This window comes from Prevotella herbatica (assembly GCF_017347605.1).
GTDB lineage: Bacteria > Bacteroidota > Bacteroidia > Bacteroidales > Bacteroidaceae > Prevotella > Prevotella herbatica.
This window is the reverse complement of sequence record NZ_AP024484.1, coordinates 580,344-602,584: the sequence shown is the minus strand read 5'-3', so window position 1 is coordinate 602,584 and position 22,241 is coordinate 580,344. Positions and strand designations below refer to the sequence as shown.

At 39.2% G+C, this 22,241-nt stretch carries 14 protein-coding genes; 8 read left to right on the top strand and 6 right to left on the bottom strand.

From position 1 onward, the window contains the following. Positions 1 to 2: 2 nt before the first annotated feature. The 7 genes from prwr041_RS02340 to prwr041_RS02310 all read left to right on the top strand — a co-directional run bounded on the left by prwr041_RS02340 (position 3) and on the right by prwr041_RS02310 (position 10,200). Positions 3 to 1,754, top strand: coding sequence for a RagB/SusD family nutrient uptake outer membrane protein (locus prwr041_RS02340; RefSeq protein ID WP_207154724.1), 1,752 nt, complete (start codon positions 3 to 5; stop codon positions 1,752 to 1,754). 32 nt (positions 1,755 to 1,786) lie between these two features. Continuing rightward, the gene (locus prwr041_RS02335; RefSeq protein WP_207154723.1) at positions 1,787 to 3,601 is read left to right on the top strand and encodes a bacterial Ig-like domain-containing protein; all 1,815 of its coding nucleotides are present in this window, start codon (positions 1,787 to 1,789) and stop codon (positions 3,599 to 3,601) included. Positions 3,602 to 3,610: 9 nt separating this feature from the next. Further along, on the top strand, positions 3,611 to 5,233 hold the full coding sequence (locus prwr041_RS02330) for an arabinan endo-1,5-alpha-L-arabinosidase (RefSeq protein ID WP_207154722.1): 1,623 nt from the start codon (positions 3,611 to 3,613) through the stop codon (positions 5,231 to 5,233). A gap of 37 nt (positions 5,234 to 5,270) precedes the next feature. Further along, positions 5,271 to 6,260, top strand: coding sequence for an arabinan endo-1,5-alpha-L-arabinosidase (locus prwr041_RS02325; protein ID WP_237072289.1), 990 nt, complete (start codon positions 5,271 to 5,273; stop codon positions 6,258 to 6,260). Positions 6,261 to 6,562: 302 nt separating this feature from the next. Further along, positions 6,563 to 7,432, top strand: coding sequence for an electron transfer flavoprotein subunit beta/FixA family protein (locus prwr041_RS02320; RefSeq protein ID WP_207154721.1), 870 nt, complete (start codon positions 6,563 to 6,565; stop codon positions 7,430 to 7,432). Positions 7,433 to 7,445: 13 nt separating this feature from the next. Next, positions 7,446 to 8,468: an electron transfer flavoprotein subunit alpha/FixB family protein gene (locus prwr041_RS02315; protein ID WP_207154720.1), complete on the top strand. Its 1,023-nt coding sequence runs from the start codon at positions 7,446 to 7,448 to the stop codon at positions 8,466 to 8,468. Between the two features lie 4 nt (positions 8,469 to 8,472). Continuing rightward, complete coding sequence (locus prwr041_RS02310; protein WP_207154719.1) at positions 8,473 to 10,200, top strand: acyl-CoA dehydrogenase family protein; 1,728 nt, start codon at positions 8,473 to 8,475, stop codon at positions 10,198 to 10,200. Positions 10,201 to 10,656: 456 nt separating this feature from the next. On the opposite strand, the gene prwr041_RS02305 is transcribed toward prwr041_RS02310, so the two are convergent. The 3 genes from prwr041_RS02305 to hcp form a co-directional block, all read right to left on the bottom strand. Beyond that, complete coding sequence (locus tag prwr041_RS02305; RefSeq protein ID WP_207154718.1) at positions 10,657 to 12,633, bottom strand: alpha-amylase family glycosyl hydrolase; 1,977 nt, start codon at positions 12,631 to 12,633, stop codon at positions 10,657 to 10,659. 120 nt (positions 12,634 to 12,753) lie between these two features. Beyond that, positions 12,754 to 13,224 (bottom strand): nucleoside deaminase, encoded by a 471-nt coding sequence (locus tag prwr041_RS02300; protein WP_207154717.1) that lies wholly within the window; start codon positions 13,222 to 13,224, stop codon positions 12,754 to 12,756. 494 nt (positions 13,225 to 13,718) lie between these two features. Beyond that, positions 13,719 to 15,362, bottom strand: coding sequence for a hydroxylamine reductase (gene hcp / locus prwr041_RS02295; protein ID WP_207154716.1), 1,644 nt, complete (start codon positions 15,360 to 15,362; stop codon positions 13,719 to 13,721). Positions 15,363 to 15,977: 615 nt separating this feature from the next. On the opposite strand from hcp, the gene prwr041_RS02290 reads away from it, so the two are divergent. Continuing rightward, entirely contained in the window at positions 15,978 to 17,651 is a 1,674-nt protein-coding gene (locus prwr041_RS02290) for a DUF6377 domain-containing protein (RefSeq protein WP_207154715.1), read from the top strand. Here prwr041_RS02290 and prwr041_RS02285 read toward each other — a convergent pair. The 3 genes from prwr041_RS02285 to prwr041_RS02275 all read right to left on the bottom strand — a co-directional run bounded on the left by prwr041_RS02285 (position 17,639) and on the right by prwr041_RS02275 (position 22,236). Next, complete coding sequence (locus prwr041_RS02285; protein WP_207154714.1) at positions 17,639 to 18,871, bottom strand: anaerobic sulfatase-maturation protein; 1,233 nt, start codon at positions 18,869 to 18,871, stop codon at positions 17,639 to 17,641. The two genes, prwr041_RS02290 and prwr041_RS02285, sit on opposite strands and share 13 nt — an antisense overlap. A 124-nt stretch (positions 18,872 to 18,995) precedes the next feature. Next, positions 18,996 to 20,741, bottom strand: coding sequence for a sulfatase family protein (locus prwr041_RS02280; RefSeq protein ID WP_207154713.1), 1,746 nt, complete (start codon positions 20,739 to 20,741; stop codon positions 18,996 to 18,998). Positions 20,742 to 20,748: 7 nt separating this feature from the next. Then, positions 20,749 to 22,236 (bottom strand): sulfatase, encoded by a 1,488-nt coding sequence (locus tag prwr041_RS02275; protein WP_207154712.1) that lies wholly within the window; start codon positions 22,234 to 22,236, stop codon positions 20,749 to 20,751. Positions 22,237 to 22,241 lie beyond the last annotated feature (5 nt).

Here is a 22,241-nt window from a genome sequence, read left to right as displayed (position 1 = left end):
ATATGAAACTATATAAAATTTCACTGGCCCTTTTGCTGGGTCTTAGCACATTCACATCGTGCAATGATAAGCTGGAACTGATGAATCCAAACCAGCAAACAACAGGTACATTTGGCTTTAATGCCGATGACTTGCAGGAAAGCGTTATAGCTGCTTATAACCATATTCGTATGGAAGGTTCTTATGCTCGTGTAGGCTACACCATTGATGTATGCCGTGGTGATGAAGCATGGAACTCGTCACAGGTATGGTATCTGCCTTTCGATGATCTTAATGAGCCAATTACCGATGAAATAAGTTCATGGTCTTGGCGTGAATGGTATTACACAATCAATGTATGTAACTTTGTTCTTTCACGTTGCAATAATGATGATGCTCAACTCTCTGAAGATATGCGCCGCATCAAGGGACAGATATTATTCCTTCGTGGTTTGTCATATTATAACCTTGCTGGATATTATCAGAATCCACCACTTATAACAGACTATAAGGCTTATTCTACACTAGATGGTCTATATGGCGGTAACAGTACTTTCGATGATGTACTTGATCAAGTAGAAAAAGATTTTCAGGAGGCTATGACTCTACTTCCTTCACGTGATGAGGGTGGTGTATGGGCTGGTGGTCGTGCCACATGTGGCTCAGCAGCGGGATACTATGCCCGTGCTCTTATGCAGCGCCATAAGTATAGCGAGGCTCTTGCGGTATTAAAGGATATCATTGGCAAGAAGTACGGAACATACAAGTTAATGGCAAACTATGGTGATAATTTCCGTGAAGGTTCTCAATATGAGAATAATGCAGAGAGTCTGTTCGAGGTTCAATACCTTGATTATGGTTCACAGGGCACAGACGATGAGTGGACTCCAGTAAATACTAGTGCTTATGCTACACAGGGTTCTGCTATTGAAAGTAACTTTGGTCCTGGTGCTTATGGTGGTTGGGCCGATATATCTGCTTCACCATGGTTGTATCAACTTTTCAAAGGGGAACGTACAACAGCTGGCAAACTTGATCCACGTTTATATTGGACTATTGGTACTTATGAGTCTGACTGGGAAGGTTTTGAATATGGTAATACATGTTATACATCTAAACTAACCGCTAAAGATACGGTGGTTACAAACAATAATAACGGTGGTCTGCCAATTGCTAAGTTTACAAACCTGCGTACCGGTCTATATAATAAGGTGGTAACTGGTTTGCATGATGGTATAAATCTGCGTATGATGCGCTACTCTGATGTGTTACTTCGTGCAGCAGAATGTGAGAATGAAGTTAATGGTCCTACACAACAGGCTATTGATTGGATTAATCAGGTTCGTGAACGCGCAAATCTTGCAGACTTGAAACTTGCTGATTTTCCAAATGCGAATATGCTGTTTGAGCAGATTGCCAATGTAGAGCGTCCAAAGGAATTTGGTTGTGAGTTTGGTCGTGGATTCGACCTCCTGCGTTGGGGCTTCTTCTACAGTGCCGACCGTTTGCAGCAGTTGAAGGAACACGGTACATTCCGCCGTTCTATACACCATGTGAAGGACCCTGTTAGCTATTCTAACATAGCAACTGATCCAGAACTAAAGAGCTCTTATGATTCTTATGTTCAGGGACATGAGTTCCTGCCTATTTATCAAGGTTTGCTTAACAATAATCCTAACCTTAAAGGTAATTCTGCTAATGACGGAACTGATAACTCTACCTACTTTAGTCAGAAGGGTTGGACAATACATCCAGTGGTAAGTCTAAGCAAATAGAAATAACACATTACATTTATCTATAAAAGATTATGAAACATCTAAATAAAATAGCATCCATTTTTTGTGGTGCTGCATTTGGACTGCTGGCTCTTGCCAGTTGCGAGGGCGGCGACGTGTATAATGTGAATGCTCCAGACTGGATTTCCCATAAAATAGACTCTATAGAGAATTCAAAGAAATCAAACGAAGAGGTTTTAGTTGGTATGCAGGAAGATGTGTACACGATTGGCAATAGTGACTATTCTTCAGGATGGTGGACTAGCTTCTCTAAATATTATGTTGTTCCTGACGGACAGAAGTGGAATGCTGTGTTAAATCTAAACCTTAACTCTAGTGATGATACTTATTATAAGAACTTCGCGATTGTCTTTACAAATGATGTTGACCGTGGTGGTACTGGATATCAGGAATATGGTGCATTCCGTTTTGATGCTACTGGCGATTCTGCCAAGTATAATTCACAGTGGGGAAATCATCTATATTTCAAGTATACCAACAGCACGCAGTTGCTCGCTCCCGATGCTAATAACAAAGACGCAAATGTGCAGAAGTTAGGTGGAAAAGTAACGATAACCGTAGATCGTACTAGTAGCAATACTTTTAAAATAAAGATTACGAATGGTACAGTAACAAAGACTTATGATCAGCCATTTAAGCTGTCTAATCTCAATGCTGATGCTTCTGATACGAATATTCGTTGCTTCCTAGTGCCAGAGGGTTCTTACATTGATTTCCTTCAGACAAATATTGTTCCAATAGGTGGACTTACTTCTGCTCAGGACAAAGCCCCTGTATCTATGGTGCTCCAGAATGTTCCTGATGAGGTTACGAGAGGCACTACACTTGACAAGGCAATGTCGAACATCTCTGCTGAGGTTACTTATGAGGAAGGTGTGAAGAAAGTAATCCCTGCTTCGGAACTTTATATTTCTGCTATTCCTGATATGGATGTACCAGGAGAGAAGAATCTCGTTGTGATATACAATAAGACTTTCAAAGGCAGTAATGCAACTAAGCCGATTGTTGCGTATGCAAAGTTCAATGTTGTGAACAGCATTTCATCTATAAAGATTACAAAAGCACCGAGCAGAAGTAATTATTATTTCTTCAACTCAGCAGCAACAAGTGGTATGACTGACCGAACATTGGCTTTTGATCCTACAGGTATGGAAGTCACTGCAACCTATGCAGACGGAAGTTCAGCTATAATTGATAATGCAAAACTAAAGTTCTCTTCAGTTCCTGCCTCTGCTGGTACATATAACGTTACTGTTAGTACAGCAAATGGAAAGACGGATAATGTGTCGGTAACAGTTTCGGAATCAGCATCCACATTTGTAACTCCAAATCCTACTACTCTCGGAGCTGCAGATAATACAGGTGCATGGTGGTCTGTATTTACAGATAACATTAAAGTTCCCGCCGGTAAAACTTATGCTGTATCGTTTACCAATTACAGTAGTATGGCTGGCAACTGGAATAATTTTGTGACAATACTCCGTAATTCTGCAAATTCGGAATATGCGGTAGTACGTTCTGATAATTATGGTTGGGGTAATGGATACGCTGCATCAAGAAACAGTGGTGGACAGGCAAATTGGCCTTCATGGCTAGCTGCTATGAACGGAGCTAATGTCAACCTTTATGTTACTAACTGTAACAACGGAACTGCAGATGTGCAAGCTGTTATGAAAGGTACTGATGGCAAGACTTACATTCAGTACTACCTTGGCGTGAATACAGTTGACGTAAATGATTTGTGCTTTGCATTTACCATAGACAGTTGTCATCTGATATTCAATTCAAGTCTTGCTGCAAGCAAGAGATCTTCTTATCGTAAATGATGATATAAAATGAAATATCTGAATATAATATTGTTGTCATTGAGCAGCCTATGTGCTATAGGCTGCTCAGGTGGCGACACTTCTGAAGGGGTTAAGCCAACACCGACAACGCCAACTGGAGTTGATGAACAATTAGCAAATTATGTCGCACCAACATATAATGATGATTATACATCTATTGCAAGTTGGGATAATCGTAGCAAATGGAATCTTGCTAATGTTCACGATCCTTCTGTGATGAAAGCAGATGATGGTTATTACTATATGTATCAGACTGATGCTTCGTATGGTAATGCGCATATCGGACATGGGCATTTCTTTTGTCGTCGTTCCAAGAATCTTGTAGACTGGGAGTTTATGGGAGCCACGATGTCAAGCCTTCCCTCATGGGTTAAGACCAAACTGAATGAGATTCGTTCTAATATGGGGCTATCTGCCAGCACTGTTAATTTCAATGATGAAACACAGTTCGGTTTTTGGGCACCTTGTGCACGTCGTGTCAGCGCGAATCTGTATCGCATGTATTATGTTATCACAGTTCCTGGCACAATCAATGGCGATAATACTTGGTCGGAACGTGCTTTCATAGGTATGATGGAAACTGCTACACCGTCAAATATAAGTAGTTGGGTGGATAAAGGATATGTGATAACAAACGCATCAGATAAAGGACTTAATTTTAATGTAAAGTCTAATGATTGGGCTAATTGCTATTTCAAGTATAATGCCATAGATCCTTCATATATCATCACGCAAAGTGGTGAACATTGGTTGGTTTATGGTTCTTGGCATTCTGGTTTCGCTGCAGTTCAGCTTAACTCTTCTACCGGTTTACCGCTAAATGCACTGGGTAATCCATGGGGTACAGATATTTCTGCTTATGGAAAATTGATTAACACTCGTCAGATGGGTAACCGTTGGCAAGCTTCCGAGGCTCCAGAGGTTGTGTATCATGATGGTTATTATTATATGTTTATGGCTTACGACGAATTGTCTGTGGCATATAATACACGTGTTGTACGTTCCAAAAATATAGATGGGCCTTACGTGGGTATAGATGGTACTGATGTTACCAATAACGGAGGTGACGCATATCCAATAGTTACGCATCCTTATAAATTTTCAAAAGGTTATGGATGGGTAGGTATATCGCATTGTGCTGTATTCGATGACGGCAATGGTAACTGGTTTTTCTCTTCACAAGGCAGATTCCCTGCTAATGTGGGTGGAAACGCTTATAGCAATGCTATTATGATGGGACAGGTACGTAGCATACGCTGGACAGAAGATGGTTGGCCAGTTGTGATGCCTGAACGTTACGGTGCAGTCCCGCAAGCTGCTATTACAGAGAGCGAACTTGTTGGTAATTGGGAACATATCGATCTAAGTTATAATTATGCTAAACAAGATGTCGCAACGACAATGACTCTGGCGGCTAATCATACGGTTACTGCAGGAACATGGACTGGTGCTACATGGAGTTATGATGCCACAACTAAAGTACTTACAGTCAATGGTGTTAAACTCTATTTACAGCGTGAAGTAGATTGGGAGGCATCTCCTCGCAAAGCTACTATCGTCTATGCAGGTTATAATGGTAAAAAGACATATTGGGGTAAGAAAGTAAACTAAGATCAAGTCAGAGATACTTAATTTAGAATACAGAAGTATGAAACTAAAATTATTGATTACATGTACTGTTTTGCTTTCTTGTTTTATGACAGTGAAAGCAACCGACGGTATTACATCACCATTTGTGCACGATCCTGTGCTCGCTTATGATGGTAGCCGCTATTATATATATTGTACAGGTCAGGGAATACAGGTGTATTCCTCTGCTGATTTAAACACATGGCGTGATGAGCCTTCTGTATTTGATTCCCCACCACAATGGGCAATGAATATGGTCCCAGGGTATAATGGACATACCTGGGCGCCAGATATTATCTACTATCAGGGTAAATACCATCTGTTTTACAGTTGTTCTACATTTGGTAAAAATCGTTCAGCAATAGGTTATGCAGAGAATGTAACTCTGAATCCGTCTGATCCACGCTATAAATGGGAAGACAAAGGATGTATCGTTAATTCTGTTCCTGGCAGAAATGAATGGAATGCCATAGATCCGAATATAATCGTAGATGGAGATGGTACTCCTTGGATGACATTTGGTTCGTTTTGGAACGGTATTAAATTAGTCAAACTTACTGCTGATATGAATTCTGTGGCGAAGCCAGAAGAATGGTATTCTCTGTGTAAGAGAATGAATGATATTCTACCAGACAGTTTACCAGGGGATGATGCAGTCGAAGCTCCGTTTATTTATCATCGTGGTGGATATTACTATCTTTTTGTATCTTTTGATTATTGTTGCAGAGGATTGAAAAGTAACTATAAAATAGCAATAGGTCGTTCTAAAAATGTAAAGGGTCCTTATCTTGACAGAGATGGTAAGGATATGTTGCGAGGAGGAGGTAGTATTCTTTTGGAGGGTGATCATAAGATTTATTCTGCAGTTGGTCACTGTTCTGTTTATGATTTCTCCGGACATACATATCTTTTTGCTCATGGTTATGAAATACATGACAATGGAATGCCGCATCTTGTGAAGAAAGAATTAAAATGGAATGATGAAGGATGGCCTGTAGTAACTCCTTGAAGATGTTTGAATAGAAAGTGTAGAAATATCGATTAATCGCATTTTTGACTTGAGTATTGGGATGATGGACTGCGAAGTCAACCATCCCTTTTTCATGTTCATGTCCCTCCCTCAAAGAGCAATATAATGGTATAAATCGTATGCCATAAATCATGCTTTTTACCTTCTTTTTAAAATTGCACAAAAAGCTTATTCTGTGCACAAAGGGGTTGATTTTGTGCATTTTATTTGGTGCGCTTATAAAAAATAAGTAATTTTGCGACCAGCTTTGAAGCAAAATACACAATTATATATAATAATTTATGAAATTGAAAATCGTTGTACTTGCTAAGCAAGTACCTGACACACGAAATGTGGGAAAGGATGCAATGACAGCAGAAGGCACCGTAAATCGTGCTGCTCTTCCAGCTATCTTCAATCCTGAAGATTTAAATGCCTTGGAGCAGGCTCTTCGTTTGAAGGACCAGAATCCAGGTTCAACAGTTGGAATTCTCACCATGGGCCCTCCACGTGCAGGCGAAATCATTCGTCAGGGACTTTATCGTGGAACTGATACAGGTTGGTTGCTTACAGACCGTCTATTCGCCGGTGCAGATACATTGGCAACTTCTTATGCTTTGGCAACTGGTATACAGAAAATTGGTCATGTAGATATAGTAATAGGTGGCCGTCAGGCTATCGATGGTGATACAGCTCAGGTTGGTCCACAGGTTGCACAGAAACTTGGACTTAATCAGGTTACTTATGCTGAGGAAATAATTAAGGTTGAAGATGGCAAGGCTACAATTCGTCGTCATATTGACGGTGGTGTAGAGACTGTTGAGACTCCTTTACCAGTTGTAATTACCGTAAACGGAAGCGCAGCTCCTTGTCGTCCATGCAACGCAAAACTTGTAATGAAATACAAATATGCTACTTGTCCTATGGAACGTAAGGGTGATGAGCCTTGGACAAACCTTTATGCTGAGCGTCCTTATCTTACTCTTAATCAGTGGTCAGTTGCCGATGTTGATGGCGATGCAGCACAGTGTGGTCTTAGCGGTTCACCAACAAAGGTGAAAGCTGTGAAGAACATCGTGTTCCAGGCTAAAGAGAGCAAGAGCCTTACAGGCAGCGATGTAGATGTAGAGGGACTTATCACAGAATTGTTGGACGAAAAGATTATCGGTTAATAGTAGTAGACTTATGAATAACGTATTTGTATATTGCGAGATCGAAGGCACTACTGTTGCCGAAGTATCTCAGGAATTACTCACCAAGGGTCGCAAGCTAGCTAATGAACTTGGTGTAGAACTTGACGCCGTTGTTGTCGGTACAGGCATCAAAGATAAGGTAGAAAGTCAGATTTTACCTTATGGTGTTGATAAATTATTTGTTTTTGATGCAGAGGGATTGTTCCCTTACACATCAGCTCCTCATACTGATATATTGGTTAACTTGTTTAAGGAAGAGAAACCACAGATATGCCTTATGGGTGCAACCGTTATTGGTCGTGACCTTGGTCCTCGTGTAAGTTCTTCACTTACTTCAGGTCTTACAGCCGATTGTACACAACTTGAGATTGGTAGCTATGAAGATAAGAAGACAGGCAAGATTTATAATGGTCTGTTGTATCAGATTCGTCCTGCTTTCGGTGGTAATATCGTTGCTACAATTGTAAACCCTGATCATCGTCCACAGATGGCGACTGTACGTTCAGGTGTTATGGAACAGGCTATTTATGACGGTAAGGCAAAGAACGATGTTGTTTATGCCGACGTTGCAAAATATGTACCTACAACAGATTTCGTTGTAAAGGTTCTTGACCGCCATGTTGAGGCTGCAAAGCATAATCTAAAAGGTGCTCCTATCGTTGTAGCTGGTGGTTACGGCGTAGGAAGTAAAGCTGGTTTCGACCAGTTGGCTTTGCTAGCTAAGGAACTTCATGGAGAGGTTGGAGCTAGCCGTGCAGCTGTTGATGCTGGTTGGGCAGATCATGATCGCCAGATTGGACAGACTGGTTTGACAGTTCATCCTAAGGTTTATATCGCTTGCGGTATCTCAGGACAGATACAGCATATCTCTGGTATGCAGGATTCTGGTATCATCATCTCTATCAACAATGATCCTGATGCTCCAATCAACAAGATTGCTGATTACATCATCAACGGTACTGTTGAAGAGGTTGTTCCAAAGCTAATAAAGTATTACAAACAGAATAGTAAATAATAAAATGGCAAACTATTATACAGATCATCCAGAGATTGGATTCCACTTGAATCATCCTCTGATGAAGCGCATCGTTGAACTCAAAGAGCGCAACTATGCAGACAAAGAGAATTTCGATGATGCCCCTGTCAACTACGAAGACGCTATAGAGAACTATAAGCGTATTCTTGATATTACAGGAGATGTAGCTGCAAATATCGTTGAGCCTAACTCTGAAAGTGTAGACCTTGAAGGTCCACATCTTGAGAATGGCAGAATGATTTATGCCAGCAAGACATTCGAGAACCTTGACGCTACCCGTAAGGCTGGTCTTTGGGGAATCTCTATGCCAAGACGTTATGGCGGTCTTAACTTGCCTAACATCACATTCTCTATGTTAAGTGAGATTATTTCTGCAGCTGATGCTGGTTTCCAGAATGTATGGTCACTCCAGTCTTGTATCGACACTCTTTATGAGTTTGCTTCAGAGGAGCAGCGCCAGAAGTATATTCCACGTATCGCAGCAGGTGAGACAATGTCTATGGACCTTACTGAGCCTGATGCTGGTTCTGACCTTCAGCGCGTAATGCTTAAGGCTACACAGGATGCAGATGGTACATGGCGTTTGAACGGTGTTAAGCGTTTTATCACAAACGGTGACTCTGATATTCACTTGGTTCTTGCACGCTCTGAGGAGGGTACTAAGGACGGTCGTGGATTGTCAATGTTTATATATGACAAGCGTGATGGCGGTGTTGACGTTCGTCACATCGAGCACAAGCTTGGTATTCACGGTTCACCAACATGTGAGCTTGTTTACAAGAATGCTAAAGCTGAGCTTTGTGGTAACACACGTCTTGGACTTATCAAGTATGTAATGGCACTTATGAATGGTGCTCGTCTTGGTATCGCAGCTCAGTCTGTTGGTGTTGTTCAGGAGGCTTACAATGAGGGTCTTGCTTATGCTAAGGAGCGTGCACAGTTCGGGCAGAAGATTATCGAATTCCCAGCTGTATATGATATGTTGTCTCGCATGAAGGCTAAACTAGACGCTGGTCGTTCACTCCTTTATCAGACAGCACGCTACGTGGATATCTACAAGGCTTTGGAAGATATTTCACGCGAGCGCAAGCTAACTCCAGAGGAGCGCGCTGAAATGAAGACATATACTCGTCTTGCTGATGCTTTCACACCTATCGCTAAGGGTATGAACTCTGAATATGCAACTCAAAACTCTTATGACGCTATTAGCATTCATGGTGGTTCTGGTTTCATTATGGAGTATAAGAGTCAGCGTTTGTATCGTGATGCTCGTATCTTCTCTATCTATGAGGGTACAACACAACTTCAGGTTGTTGCAGCTGTTCGCTACATCACTAATGGCACATATCTTTCAATCATTAAGGATATGCTTCAGGCTGAAGTTTGCGACTGCGTTAAGCCATTGCAGACACGTGTAGCAAAACTTGTTGAGCTATACGAAGATGCTCTTAACTATGTTAAGGAAGCAAACAATCAGGATATGCACGATTTCCTTGCTCGTCGTCTTTATGATATGACAGCAGAGATAATCATGTCACTGCTTATCATTGAGGATGCTACACGTGCTCCAGAACTCTTCAAGAAGAGTGCAAACGTATATGTTCGCATGACAGAGGAAGATGTTCTTGGTAAGGCTGCATATATTAAGTCATTCACTGTAGAAGACCTTAAGAACTTTGTTGCTGAGGAAGAGGCTCCTGTAGCTGAATAATTTATAATATAAATACAAATGAAGGCGCATCTTAATAAGATGCGCCTTTATTGTTATATACACTTTTTAGATGATAGAAATCAATGATTACTACATTTTTTCGAGGATACATATTGTATTTTACTACACTTTTTCGAGGATACTTTGATGTAAATTCCACACTTTTTCGAGGATAACCTGTATTTCTTATTACATTTTTTCGAGTATAATAGTAATACGTATTATGTTGTAATATGATATTAATACGTTCTTAATTGCGTTGTAATACATGCTTTGTAAATTTACAGCATCAAAATAAACAATTAATATTTATGATGATGAACAATGTGTTGAAAATATGGAACGCAATGTTGGCAATATCTGCCGTAGTAACGTTTATACTAATCACGATATTGTTTATAATAATTAAATAAACAATATCGCTAAGTATGTGTGAATAATAGGGTAGAGGTTGGATTATTTCACAACCAACTTCTTCCCTTGATGTATGTAAATTCCTTTTTGTGTAGGTTTGGCTGTAAGGCGCATACCTTCAAGGTTATACCATGCATTATTTGTAGATACGCTGTTGTTGTCTGTTGTTATATTATCTATTCCTGTAACAACAGAAGTGATATCATTTGCTAAATATTTGCCGTTTACCAAGTTTGAAATCTCGTAATAGGTATCTTCATTTATTGGACCTAAATCTACAGTCTGCAAATTTCCGCTGCCTTGATCAAATATGATGTTGAAGGTATAATCCGCAGAATTCACGTCAAAAGCCTTGTAATAATACGTATTACCGTTGACAATCTTCTTGTCGGTAATAGTATTTCCAGGCCAACCTCCGTTAAGTGTACCTTTGCTATCCCAAGCATAGAAGTAGACTGTTGACCATGAAGGGTCTTTGAGATATACTGTAGCCTTGTGAGCAGTGAATGGCTTTACTACATAGTCACGTGTAATAATACTTGAAACATTGCCGTCTTTTAGCAATCCCACTTTCAATGTCTCGCTTGATGAAATATTTATCTTATTGCCACTAGTTAGTTGTACACTGCTTGCTGTTGGATTTGTCCCGTCAAGCGTATAAACAAGTTTCGCGTTTGCGTTCTCCGACGCTGCTGTTAGAGTCACGTCAAAGGCAGCAGAATAAGTCCCCGAAGCCTTGTCTGCGAAAGCAAGTTCGGCTTTGTTCTCCATAAAGTATTTATAGTGATAACCAGAAAGAATGTTTGTATATCCTGTTGGCGCATATGTATTTACGTCGAACCCTACAACAACAATCATATTGTGGTCGCCTTCCACTCTGTTTGCATAGTGGAGTTGACTGTTTGCCATATTTGTATATGTACTTGTATTTTTAATTCCGGCTGCCTTTCGTGCATCAATCATAGCCTTGATATCCTGCTTATATGCTTTCCAGTGAGGCAGAAATACGCATGGAGTTCCAGGCATAGCCAATAGATAGGCATTTGTTGCCAGTGTATCCTTCTTTATCGGGTCAAGAGTCTCTGTAGCACTGCGGTATTGTGTATCATGGTTTTCAACGAAAGTCACAGCATATTGCCTATAGTTTGCATCATGTACCAAATTATTAGTGCTGTTCAATCTAGACCAGTCGTTGTTGTTTATGGCATCGCGTACATTATATCTGAATTGAAAATCAAATGCTGCACTCTTCTTGTTAGCGTTGTTAATCCATGTTTCTATTGTCGAGTTTGAATCCCAACATTCTCCTACAGAATAACTAACTTTTGCTGCATCGTTATAGTCAGCTACATGACTGGCGTTGAATCCCTTTACCATATCATATCTGAAGCCAGTATATCCAAGGTCATTGACAAGGAAATTCTCGTATGCTTTGATAATTGTCTGCACGTTTGTGCTCTTATGGTCAAGGTCTCTGCATCCCATCCAGTCTTCGCCTTCATCATTATTACTGCTTAGGCTTATTCCTAGCAAGTCTGCCCACGACTTAGTTGCTCCTCCGTCGTCATTAGCAACAATGTCTGTAGGCAACATCTGATAGGTCACCCCGTTGTATGTTTCTGAAGGATAATCAACCCATGAACTATTTACTCCAAGATTGTTTCTGTGGTTTACTACTACGTCAGCGATAGTTCCCAGTCCTTTATCCTTGAAAGTTTTAATCATAGATTTCAGTTCAGCTTGCGTTCCGAAACTGCTGTTTTGATCAAAGTAATACACAGGCATATAGCCCATTACATTACCAGTTGTATTGCAGTTTCCGCTTTGTGGAACCCAAATCAAACTAAAGTATTGTGACAGTTCATCAGCCTGACTTTCGAGATTAGTCCATTTTGTGTCAGTGTAAGAGTCCCAGTAAAAGCCTTGCAGCATTACCCCTCCGTAGTTGGCTGGCCAACCTTGTGCAAAAGCGCAGATACTTAGGATACAATTAAATATGATAACATATATTCGCTTCATAATATTATAATTATAGTTTATGTTGCGAATATACAATTTATTTCAGTGCAATCGTTTCCACAATGCTAATCAATTAATTAAAATTGTATGCAAACGATTGCACTGTGCCGTGCAAATACCTTAGTATTCTATCTTATCGTCTTTTTTCGCCCAGTCTTCGAAAGTCTTTATAGCCTCTTCTCTGAGCATTTGTTCCGATGGTTTCTTTCTCTTGTCAGGCGAAAGCGCAATCTCGTCATAAATGAAAGAGTCGTCAAAGTCAATGTTCTTTGCATCTTCTTTTGTGTTGGCGTAATATATCTTGTCAAGATGTGCCCAGTATATTGCACCAAGACACATAGGACAAGGCTCGCACGATGTATATATTGAGCATCCTTCCAAAGAGAATGTTCCTAGTTTCTGTCCTGCCAACCTTATTGCGCTTACCTCAGCATGAGCTGTTGGGTCGTGATTAGCTGTAACACGGTTTACTCCGGTAGAAATAATATTACCGTTTTTATCTGCAATTACGGCACCGAAAGGTCCACCGCCATTTCTTACATTTTCGTTTGCTAAGCTTATTGCTTCGCGCATTAATTCTTTTGTCGTCATAATATTTTATATAATAGGGTCGTCTAAGGTACTGCAAATTGAGTAAAATACAAAATAAAACACCAACTTTTTTGTTTTATACCTTTTGTGAGTCTTTTGTTACTAGTGGTGATGCCAATTTATTTTTTATATAAACCATCATAGAAATATCAATTGAGTAAAGTTGAATTAGCAATGGTCGTCATCTATGTTTTAAGCATTATAATCATGTGAGGAAAAAAGAAATGCTTAATCATTATATGTGCTATGATATAGTGATGAGCTGTTCGTTGAACAAAAGTGCCAGTTTGCTGAATTAATTTTCTGTGTATTCCATAAACAAGTATCTTTGCGATATAATAAAACGAACTATAATTTTTTTTATGAGATAGCATTTACATTATTAGGATTAGTTATTAGTTTTTTTTGAGAAAAAGTCTTTGTCCCCAAGCTTCACAGTGATGTGCAACTTGGGGACACTATTTTATTTACGAGTCAACTAAAACGTAACTCTATTACATTCCAAATATTTTCAGATCATCTTCTACTGTTGTTATTCCGGCAATACCGAATTGTTCAACAAGTACTTTTGCAACGTTTGCAGAAAGGAATGCAGGTAGAGATGGACCTATATGTATATTCTTCACTCCCAGACTGAGCAGTGCCAGCAGTACAATTACAGCCTTCTGCTCATACCATGCAATGTTGTATGCTATAGGCAACTTGTTGATGTCGTCAAGTCCAAACACCTCTTGCAGTTTCATTGCTATTACGGCAAGTGAGTAACTGTCGTTGCATTGTCCTGCGTCGAGCACTCTTGGAATGCCGTTGATGTCGCCGAGTTCGAGTTTGTTGTATTTGTATTTTGCGCATCCAGCAGTAAGTATCACTGCGTCTTTAGGCAAAGCCTTAGCGAAGTCTGTGTAATAGTTTCTGCTCTTCATTCGTCCGTCACAACCAGCCATAACAACAAACTTCTTGATGTCTCCGTTCTTTACAGCTTCTACTATTTTGTCAGCAAGTTCCAGTACCTGATTATGTGCGAATCCGCCCAATATCTCTCCGTGTTCTATTTCTGTAGGAGCGTTGCTGTGGCGAGCAGCTTCAATTACTTCAGTAAAGTCCTTGTGTCCGTCGCTTCCTGTCTCTATGTGTTTGCATCCAGGGAAACCAGTACTGTTCATTGTAAACATGCGCTCCTTGTAGTTTGCGTTTGCAAGAGGAGGAACGATACAGTTTGTTGTGAAAACAACAGGACCGTTGAAACTAGAGAATTCCTCTCTTTGTTTCCACCATGCGTTTCCGTAGTTACCTACAAGATGCTTATATTTCTTCAGTTGTGGATAATAATGTGCAGGTAGCATTTCTCCGTGAGTGTACACGTCAATGCCTGTACCTTCAGTCTGTTTCAGCAAGTCTTCAATATCGTGTAGATCGTGACCACTGATCAGTATACCAGGGTTTTTACCAACTCCGATGTTCACCTTTGTTATTTCAGGATTACCATAGCTCTTTGTATTTGCTTCGTCAAGCATCGCCATCGCTTTCACGCCAGCTTTACCAGTTTCCAATACAAGGTTGAATAGTTCTTCCTGTCCGGCATTAGGATTTGTTATTGTTGCAAGTGCGTCACATGTAAAGTTAATCAGTTCCTTATCAGTGAATCCCAGTCTAGCTGCATGTTCATAATAAGCAGCAAGTCCTTTAAGTCCATAAACAGTTAGTTCTTTCAATGAACGGATGTCTTCGTTTTCTGTTCTCAGCACGCCAACCTTTTTATATGCTTTATCATATTGACTCTTGTCGCCGTTCCATTTCAGTTCTTCATAATCAGGCAATGCAATACCGTCAGCTTTTGCCATCAGTTTGTTTCTTATTTCAATACCTTTCTCTATGCGGGCAGCAATACTGTCGTCATCAAAGTTAGCATTAGTGATTGTGCAGAAAAGGGCATCAATAACAAAGTCGTTCACGCAGTCACAGGTGGTCTTACCCGCTTTGCGCAGTTCGCTGTCAACAACAGAAACCCCTCTTACCACAGCTAGCAGCAAATCCATATATTCAGAAGTCTGTGGTTGTTTTCCGCAAACACCCTTCAACACGCATCCAGTTCCATTAGCTGTTTCCTGACACTGGTAACAAAACATTTTATCATCCATAATCATATTCTTTTATATTAATAATGTTATATAGTCAATATATCTCCTTACGGTATTTTTTTTATTTCGGATGCAAATGTATTTGTTATAAAATAGATGTGTGGTCACATATGTTACTTGACGATGATAAAAAAAGTTAAAGACATTTTTTTACACATACCATTATGAATATGATTGGTTATCAGTGATTACTCCATCAAGTTGACAGAACAATTTACCAAGACTGATTACTCTAATTTGGTACGTCTTGTCATATATGAAGACTTCGACAAAAGTACAGTATATAAGTTTTGACTAATGACTTTACATTTTCTCTAAAGCCATTGTATTGGTTCTTTTTGAAAAGGTTGACCTTTCAGAATTATTTAATCGAATAGATAAATCTAAATTAGAAATGGAAGATGATGGTCAATTATGGTTTTTCTAAATTTCTCCAGACATTAGTGTGAAAAGTTCGTTTAAAGTGTGTTGTTGTAGTCTTCATAAAAAACGTTTAATTCAGTTTGATATATCGATATTTATCACTATATTTGTACTCTTGATAAACAATCTATTTCTACACTTTTGCAGATGTTAATTCACTAGCGAAAGTTTAGTTGTTGAATTAATAAATATATGATGCTATCTAAATTGTTGACCTTGTTTTTACTATTGTCTGTTCACCAGACTTTATTTGCACAGCAATATGATGTAGAAGGAGCGTTGAATGAATTGGATCAGGTTGTGAAAAATCGTGCCGTTTATGTTAATGCGCACCAACGCTTGATAGAACAAGAAAAGAAGAACCTTAAAGATGCCACTTTCATCAATGATCAATATTTGCTTAATAAAAAGTTGTATAAACTTTATAAAAAATTCGATGGTGACTCAGCAATAAAATATGCGGAGAGAAATTATAGACTCGCTTTGGACAATCATCGAATAGATTGGCAAAAGGAATCTGAAATGAATATAGCTCAGGTTCAGATTACACGTGGTGTGTTGTTTTTGGCTCGTGAAATGCTTGAAAAATGTGGACCAATAGATAGTTTTCCTAAAGAGTTACGGCATAATTTAGCCATAGCCATACTTAACTTTAATAAAAAAATGGAAGCTCGCCCTGCAAGCCCTGATATTATGGCGCAACATGGAAGAATACTGCACGTAGATAAAAATCTATTGATAAGTTATTTAATTCCAGGAACTCTTCCGTATTATAATGGTATGTCAATAATCGGGCGCTACGATAATAAAGATGTGAATATGCTATTGAAGTTATTGCATAATATTCCAACAACCGAATTAAAGGAAAGGTCTAAGATATATTTTGTGTTAGCTAAATATGCCCAACATGAGAATCAACTTCATAAATATTACTATTATCTTATCAAATCAGCTATTTGTGATGTTAAAAGCGTCAATAGAGGTTCTCAGTCGCTCCTTATGCTAATAGAATCACCGTTTGTTCAGAAAAATGTAAACAGAGCATACCAGTATGCAATGACTTGTGAGGAGTCAGCCAAAGCTTATAAAGACTATAATCAAAGTGTAAGCATTCTTACAGCTCAGGATATTATTATCAAATCATATCAGACATTACAGAGTCGTCAGCGAATGTTACTTTTAATTGGCTTTGTCATTATGTTGCTTCTTAGTGCTACCGTAATGTTTATGTTCTTACAACTCAAAAAGAAAGCTCTCAGGCAGAAACAACTTTATCATCGTTTGGAGATGCTTAATGGCGAACAGAAAAAAAATATTGATCAGATTAAACAGATGACAACCGAAGTTGCAGACACCAACTCCAAATTGATGGATGAGATTAAATTGCGTGATCATAACTTCATAGCTACTTATTATCTATGTTCAGACTATATCAAAACATACCAGAACTTCAAGAAAGCCATCGTGAATCTTCTGAAGACTAATTCATATAAGGAGGCATTGAAGAAGGCTTCTTCAACAGAAATAAGTGATGCAGAACTGAAAAATTTTTATAAGCGATTTGACGAAGCCTTTCTTTCTACTCATGTGGACTTTGTCGAAAGATTTAACCGATTACTTTGTCCAGAAGGACAGTTTTATCTGGATAACCCTAATGAACTTACACCAGAACTCCGTATTTATGCGCTTATAAGTTTGGGTATAAACAACAGTGTGAATATTGCCGACTTCCTGCATTATTCACCACAGACAATTTACAATTACAGACTTCGTGTGCGTCATCAGTCATGCATAGACGAAAAAGATTTCGCCGATGCCGTGACTAATATCTATGATGAGGTGAAGATGAAAACTTACTTTGAATAGTGTGGTCCAGAGAAAATATGATTCATCACATTGGCTGGAGCACGATGATTTTCTAGTTCGTTTTTCATGAAGTCCATGTAAGGAGCTATATGTTCAAAGAATTTATAATAACCACTGCATAGATAATTAAGACCAGAGTTACCATATTGATCCTTAATAAATCTATTCTTTGGGCATTCTCCATGGCAAGCAAACTGATATTTGCATTCTTTGCATTGCTGTGGTAGAAGTGTATGTTTCATCTTCGAAAATTCTTTTTGTTTAGGACTATTCATTATCTCGTAAATTGTCTTATCATGAAGATTGCCAAGTTTATGTTCTGGATAGACAAAATGATCACATGAATATACATCACCGTTAAATTCCATGATGCCAGCGTGTCCGCACTCCTTTGCCATAGTGCATATGCCTGGTGCTTGTCCTACCCAGTTGGCTAGTGTCGCATCAAAAAGTTGTATATAATATTCCCCTACATCATGATGTACCCATTCATCAAAGATTGTACAAAGAAAATTTCCCCATTGTTCACTTGTGATTGAAAAATCAGTTATTTCACCGCCCTCTTGCATACCAGGTGCTAGCTTCAGACCATCAGTGCGAGTGACAATGCGTTCAACTATCGGCGTGAATTGAATATAATGGCAGCCTATTTCCTTGAAAAAATGATAGAAGTCTAGTGGATAGTCTGCATTAAAGTCATTGACAACCGCCAAAGCATTCCATTCAACCCCATGTTTATTTAGAAGGTCAATACCTTTCATTACCTGGTGAAAAGTTGGACGGCCAGTCGCAGTCTTCCTATATTCATCGTGAAACTCTTGTGGTCCATCAATTGATACGCCTACAAGAAAGTTGTTTTCTTTAAAAAACTTGCACCACTCATCTGTAATCAATGTTCCATTAGTTTGTATACAGTTGTCTATTTGACGACCACGAGCATAGATCCGTTCAAGTTCAAGTGCACGCTTATAGAATGATATAGGGCGCATCAGTGTCTCTCCGCCATGCCATGTAAATAATACTTCAGACATAGTTTGGGCCTCGATATATTCCTTAATGAACTTTTCTAGTAGTTCATCGTTGATTACATGATTTTTCTGTTCTTTATAAAGTTTATTTTTCTCAAGATAATAACAATACTTACAACGCAGGTTGCAGAGTGAACCTGTTGGTTTCAGCATTATATACATCGGACGGGCAAAAGGATTGATTGTAGCCATAAATAAAATGGATTAATTATTAATTGATATAGCAAAGATATGTATTAAACGATAAAAATGAAAATATACGGACCATCATTTATAATGAATCCGTATTTTTCTTTTGAATGTATATTTATTTTGTTTAAAGATGAAAATCTTTAATTGCAGGTGTATAGCCTATACGTGTTGCATTAACTAGTAAATGATAACCTTTCTTGATATGAATTATCTGACCAGACTGATAGACATTCCAAGGACTAGAAACTTTGACCTCTGTTCCATTTTGTTTCTGTTTAATTATTTGTAACATATCATGGTCACAGCTCTTACGTACAATTGGTTCATCATTCTCACCATTTCTTAGAATTTTATAACCAATAGAAGCACCTTGCGTAGAACAATAAAGTTTGATGCCATTAGATACCTTTTTTATTATCGGCTCTGCTGTACGTGGCTCATGGTCTTCTCCCATCCACCAGTTGGCAACCATATCTTTTTCAGGCATATAAGAGAGGTCTCCAACTTTATTGAGCCAGCTACGAAAAGCTTTGCGTAGTTCTATTAGTTTATCTTTGTAAGCTAAGTCTGTAGCCAGGTTGTGAATCTCATCTGGATCCTTCTCAACGTCGTAGAGCTCTTCTTGAGGTTTAATAGGTGTAAACCAATCATCCTGATACTGATCAAGTTCACCAGCTTTGTGCAACTCAAGTATTTCCTTCATCATAGGTAATCTCTCTCGATATGAAATTGCCTGATACTTAGGCTGGTTAGGCATGAAATTATAAATATAGCGATAGCGATGGTCTCTTACACTGCGTACTCGGTCTGTGCATTCGTCCATGCGATCACGCCCTGCAAAAACATACTGGCGTTTCACCTTACTGGTTTGAGAACCAAGAAAAGCCTGTCCCTGCATATAGTTAGGAATTTTAACTCCAGCTAATGACAGCATAGTAGGAGCAAAGTCTACAGAACTAATCAGATCATTGTTAATTTTACCAGCATTAGCCCCTTTAGGAAACTTAACGATAAATGGAATATGTGTTCCACGTTCTAGTATCTCACGTTTCATCCATGGCATAGTGCCTCCATGGTCGCTAAAAAAGATGACATAGGAATTGTCATAAACACCATCAGCCTTCAACTGTTTGATGAGTTGTCCAACCTGATAGTCCATCATTTGGACATTGCTCAGCATCAATGCCATGCACTCGCGTGCTACCTTGGTATTTTTGTAATAGCTCGGTAATTTTTTGATCTGACTCTCATTAATCAGTAACTCTGGATGGTTTTCGAATAGGTATGACTTCTTGAAGAGTTGTGACTCGTGAGTTATAAAATGATTAAAGACAGCAAAAAAAGGCTTTCCTGCCGGACGGTTGCGATAGGATGCAGCTGCACTGCTTTCATCCCATGCTGTAACAGGGGCGTCAAACTGATAGTCTTCCTTCATACAGTTTGTTGTATAGTAGCCATTCATACGCAAATACTCAGTGAAGCACTTCACGAAAGAAGGTATAACTGCAGAATAAGAAGGATGATCAAGTTTGGCTGCTATGGCCTTGTTTAATACTTTGGTACGCATGTGCTGAGTACCAATAGAAGTAGGATACATGCCAGTTATAAAGCAGGAGCGTGAAGGAGCACTGACACCAGCTGTAGTATAGACACTCTGAAACTTCATTCCTTCATGAGCCAATTGGTCTATGTTTGGTGTTTTTACAATATCAGCGCCATAAATGCTCATATATGGCGATATGTCTTCACATGTTATCCATATTATGTTTGGATGCTTAATATTTTTTTGTGCATGTTCTTGTGAATGCAAAACTCCACCCTGTAGACACAGGGTAGAGATTGCTATAGATATTTTATACTTATTTTGCATAGAAGTATTATTTTATTTTTGCCTGGATTTCTGCATAATGCTTGTGCAGATTTACTGACAATTGTTTCTGTAGCTTTTTATACTTCTTGTTATTATATAGGTTATAGTGTTCAGTTGGATCCTTCAAATAGTCATAGAGTTCACCTCCAGCTTTACCGTCATTCCATTCGGTGTAGCGGTAACGTTCTGTGCGGACGCTGCGTCCCATTGTGAATTCCTTTACAGTGCTTTTGAAAGCACCTGGCTTACGTGTCTGTTCTGAATAAGCATTTTCTTCCCATGGTGTGTTGGCATCCTTTAGTAGTGGAGTTACATCGCGACCATCTAAATCGTTAGGCGCCTGCAAGCTGCAGACAGAAGCAATGGTAGGATATATATCAAGCAATTCAACGGGTTTGTTGTAGCTGCCTTTATGGTTTGTTATTTCAGGAACAGAGATAATAAGGGGCACTCTGGCAGAATGTTCGAAAAGCAACTGTTTCTGCCACTGGCCATGCTGTCCTAGATTGTAACCGTTGTCTCCCACAAACACAATAGCAGTGTTATTTGCTAGTCCGTCACGATCCAACTGATTAAGAATCTTACCAATTTGGGCATCCATAAAGCTAATTGCTGCATAATATGCGGCCTTCGCGCGACGCAATGTATCTGCTGGAAGACCATAGTTCAGAATATTGGATGTCTTAGCGCATTCAGGCTTGTTATCCCAATCATCAGCAGGAACATTTGGTAATGGCATTGTCTGCCAAGGATACATTTTGTAATATTTAGAGGGTGCGATGTAGGGTGTATGTGGACGATAGAAGCCCATGGCAAGGAAGAATGGTTTATCTTTGTGGTTGTGAATCTCCATGCAGGCAATATTAGCACCAATAGCATCTGTGTGCTTATCATCTTCACCAGGAACTTCTAAATACGCCATTGAACCACCGATTCGTTTTCCTGAAACCAAAGAAGGAGTCAGTATATGAACTTTGTCTTCCAGAGTCTTATCAATACCAATTGGATTCCATTTCTTTGTCCAAGATTTCGGATCATCAGCTCCATCGTGACCTATATCCATCGGAACGTTAGCGTGATATACCTTACCAATACGAACAGTGTAATAACCATTATTTTTAAATAGTTGGGGTAGGGTAACGCAATCAGGCATTGCCTTACGAAAACTTGTTGTCAGGTCCATTACCTTTGTACGTTCAGGAGAATATCCAGTTAGGAAAGAAGCACGTGTAGGGCCTGAGAGCGGATATTGACAATAAGCATTGTTAAAGCGCATTGCATGAGCACGTATACGATCCAAATTTGGCGTTTTTACAATAGAATCATCAAAACTACCTAGGTCAGCATTCAAGTCGTCGCAAACAATGAATACTACATTCATCTTTTTATTTTGAGGATCTTGGTTAACAGGCTGATGTTTCTGCTCCTGCGCAAGTACAGGCTGTCCCACAAAAAGCGTTGTCAGCAACAATGCTGAATTTTTAATTTTATTCATACGGC